4 protein-coding genes are annotated in these 3,409 nt (G+C 28.7%); all 4 read right to left on the bottom strand.

Going from position 1 to position 3,409, the window contains the following annotated elements; translation table 11 throughout:
• On the bottom strand, positions 1-1,185 hold a 1,185-nt coding region (locus tag QZ143_RS09545; protein ID WP_292883633.1), incomplete at its 3' end, for an MFS transporter.
• Positions 1,186-1,352: 167 nt separating this feature from the next.
• Positions 1,353-1,487 carry a hypothetical protein gene (locus QZ143_RS09540; protein WP_292883630.1) on the bottom strand — a complete coding sequence of 45 codons (135 nt, stop codon included), beginning with the start codon at positions 1,485-1,487 and terminating at the stop codon, positions 1,353-1,355.
• 155 nt (positions 1,488-1,642) lie between these two features.
• Positions 1,643-2,863: an ATP-binding protein gene (locus tag QZ143_RS09535; protein ID WP_292883627.1), complete on the bottom strand. Its 1,221-nt coding sequence runs from the start codon at positions 2,861-2,863 to the stop codon at positions 1,643-1,645.
• A gap of 303 nt (positions 2,864-3,166) precedes the next feature.
• On the bottom strand, positions 3,167-3,301 hold the full coding sequence (locus tag QZ143_RS09530) for a hypothetical protein (RefSeq protein ID WP_292883624.1): 135 nt from the start codon (positions 3,299-3,301) through the stop codon (positions 3,167-3,169).
• Positions 3,302-3,409: the final 108 nt, after the last annotated feature.

Raw genomic sequence — 3,409 nt, 5'->3', positions numbered from 1 at the left:
GTTGTTGACTGCAGTTGCATCCTCAACATCACCTGCAACAACACTCATTGCCCATGTAATGGCAGGTGATAAACCAAGCCCACAGCCGATTCCCCTGATTAACTGAGTAGCCAACAGATATTCAAATGTGGAATTCATGTTATAAGTCATCATGCAAGCAAATCCAATAATATTCATAATTGATGAGGCTATTAAAACCGGCTTTACACCAATCTTATCGGCCATTATAGGACTTATGAAATTGAACACAATCATGATTATTGCTGCAGGGAACAATATGAGTCCAGATTCCGTTGGAGAGTAATATGCAACATTTTGTACAAACAACGGCACCATTACATTGATTCCACACATCATAAAGTATAGCAATGCTGCAAAAACAGTCCCATATACAAAATACTTATTTTTCAGTACTATTAAGTTAACAAGCGGATTTTCAATTTTGTTTTGACGTTTAACAAATATTATTAATGTTAATATTCCAATGATTATTGGTAAAATCACATGAATAAAGCTGAATCCAAACTCTGCAATATTTGAAAATCCAATCATCAGCCCTACACAAAATATTATTGACAATATCAATGATGGGAAATCCAAAGGGTAATTTTGGGTTTCAAGTTCAAAGTTTGCAAGGAGTATTGATAAAACCAAAATTACTACAGTTATTATCGCTAAAAATTCAAAAATAACTCTCCAATTAAATAAGTCAATTATAATTCCACCGATTGTAGGTCCCATTGCAGGCACGATTCCAACAAGAAATCCCATTAATCCCATGAAAAATCCCCATTTTTCCTCAGGCATTATTCTAAAGATTAATATTTGACCTATTGGCATTAAAATACCAGTTCCCATAGCTTCCAGGATTCTTCCAACAATTAACATTTCAAAGTTTGTTGATAAAAAACAAATCAGTGATCCAATGATAAATAAAATGAGTGATGTTATCAATATTGTTTTAATTTTAAATCTTTTTGTAATATATGCAGTTGGAGGAATCATTACTCCAAGCACCAATAGAAATACTGAGTATGTCCATTGCGCAGTTGCTGAAGATACTGCAAAATCATCCATATAATAAGGCAAACTTGTTGTTACAATACTTTGTGAGATTAATGTAACTGCAGAAGCCATAATAAGCATAATCAAGGTTATTAATCCACTTTTATTTTCAAATTCCATGATAATTGTTCCATAATTGTTGTCAATTAATAATTTATACAATTTATATTAAATATTTTACAATTAGCCTGTTATTGAACAACAGTGAGAAAAAAAGATACTTTTATAACTATTCCCAACTGCACAAATGCTAAAGAACAAAAATATAACAGTCCAAATGCATTAATTTAAAATAATCTTTGTTGTGAATCAACATAGCTGGGTTCATTACCCTCTTTTACAACATCACTCTCATCAATCTCACCGATCAGCAAGGGCAAATCAGGATTATGCAACTTTTGGTTCTTTTTAACCAGCCTCATGTTGGCGTTGGCATAACACTCTTTAAATTATCTACTACTTTTAGTGAAATTTGTTCTACATCATACGAACAAAAAATGATTAAAAAGTAAATGAATTATCTACTACTTTTTAGACAGCTTAGTTTCATAATAGAAAGTCCCAAATAACCATTTTCTTAAATTTCATCACCTAATAAAAAGTCAATTATGTTCATATGTTTTATTCCATCTCTAGACATGTTAAATTCATCCATACTAAATACATATGCATCATATTTATCAGGAATGTTTAATAATGGTGTAAATTCCCGTTCTATTGTTTCATCAGAAGCTAAAAGATAAGCAACCTGAATATAAATTTTATTATTCTTATTTTTAGCTATGAAATCTACTTCCTTATTTTTAACCCAACCCACTTTAACTGAATATCCACGTCTTAAAAGTTCAATATACACAATGTTTTCAATTATTCTAGGTAACCATTTATTATTTTCATCAACCAACGCCTGATGAAATCCATGATCCGTTAAATAGTATTTTTCATCTGTAGATAAGAGTTTTTTTCCAAGTATGTCTTCACGTAGCACTCTATGGCAAAATAGTGATTCAACAATGAAGTTTGTATAATTATTGATAGTTTCTCTTGAAGTTCTTTTACTTTCAGATTTTAAAAAATTTGCAATACTTTTTTTAGAGAATGTTTGCCCTATGGAATTCATAATATAATAAACGAATCTTTTAAATGTGTCAATTCTTCTGATTTCATGTCTTGAAAGTATATCACTAATAATGATAGAATCATAGATGTCAAGAAGTGCATTGATTTTACCATCTTCATCTTTTAAAGAAAGCAATGACGGCATTCCACCATATTCTATGTATTGCATGAAATATTCATATATCTTAGTTTTATCCATTTTAATATTGTTAATTTCATTATGATACTTTAAAATTTCTTTAAATGAAAAAGGATAAATGTTTATATGAACATATCTTCCTGCGACCAATGTTGAAAGTTCAGATGAGAACAATTTTGAATTAGATCCAGTAACATAAATATCACAATCAAAAGAAACCCTATATGAATTAATTGACTCTTCCCATTCATCAACCAATTGAATTTCATCAAACAATAAATAGACCTTACCCTCAATATCTTTAACCTTATCTAAAACAACTTCATCCAATTCTTTTGATGTCTTAATATGTCTATATTTCACATTTTCTAATGATATGTAAATTATATTCTCATCAGCAATACCTAAACCCTTAAGTTCCTCGATAATACTTTTTAAAAATGTTGTTTTTCCACATCTACGCAACCCAATAATAATTTTAATAAAATCCGTGTCCAAATAGTTATAAAAAACATTAAGATAATCTTCTCTTTTAATCATGCAATCACATCTTAATAATATATTAGATTATAATCATATATAAATTTGTCAGTTATAACTTACAAAATTACAAAAATAAAAATAAAACAAAAGTATAACTTACAAAATTACAAAAATAAAAATAAAACAAAAGTATAACTTACAACATTATAATATAAAACAAGAAATACGTGATTTCACAGAACTTCAAAAAATCTCTTTTTAGCAACAAATAAATTCAAATTGAATTCAATATATTTTAGAGGTTTATTTAAAAGTATCCTGAAAAAAAATGATTTAATTAAAAATGATTCATGAAATTAATTAAAATAGTTTCTGTTGTGTGTCAATATAGCTTGGTTCATTAACTTCATTTACAACATCACCCCATTTAACATCCCCAATCAGCAGAGGCGAATTTGGATTATGTAACTTCTGGTTCTTTTTGACCCGCTTCATGTTGGTGTTGGCATAACACACTTCAAATTATCTACCATTTAGTGAAATGTATCTATCATACAAACAAAATGAATAAAATCAAAACTCAATAATTTCTGCCAACACTCA

The organism is Methanobrevibacter sp. UBA188 (assembly GCF_905234905.1).
Classification (GTDB): domain Archaea; phylum Methanobacteriota; class Methanobacteria; order Methanobacteriales; family Methanobacteriaceae; genus Methanocatella.
The sequence above is the reverse complement of the archived record's forward strand: the minus strand, read 5'-3'. Positions and strand labels throughout refer to the sequence as shown.

Excerpts from the sequence above, each read along its gene's own strand:
- QZ143_RS09530 (WP_292883624.1), bottom strand. The coding sequence starts at position 3,301 with ATGAAGCGGGTCAAAAAGAACCAGAAGTTACATAATCCAAATTCGCCT.
- QZ143_RS09535 (WP_292883627.1), bottom strand. The coding sequence starts at position 2,863 with ATGATTAAAAGAGAAGATTATCTTAATGTTTTTTATAACTATTTGGAC.
- QZ143_RS09540 (WP_292883630.1), bottom strand. The coding sequence starts at position 1,487 with ATGAGGCTGGTTAAAAAGAACCAAAAGTTGCATAATCCTGATTTGCCC.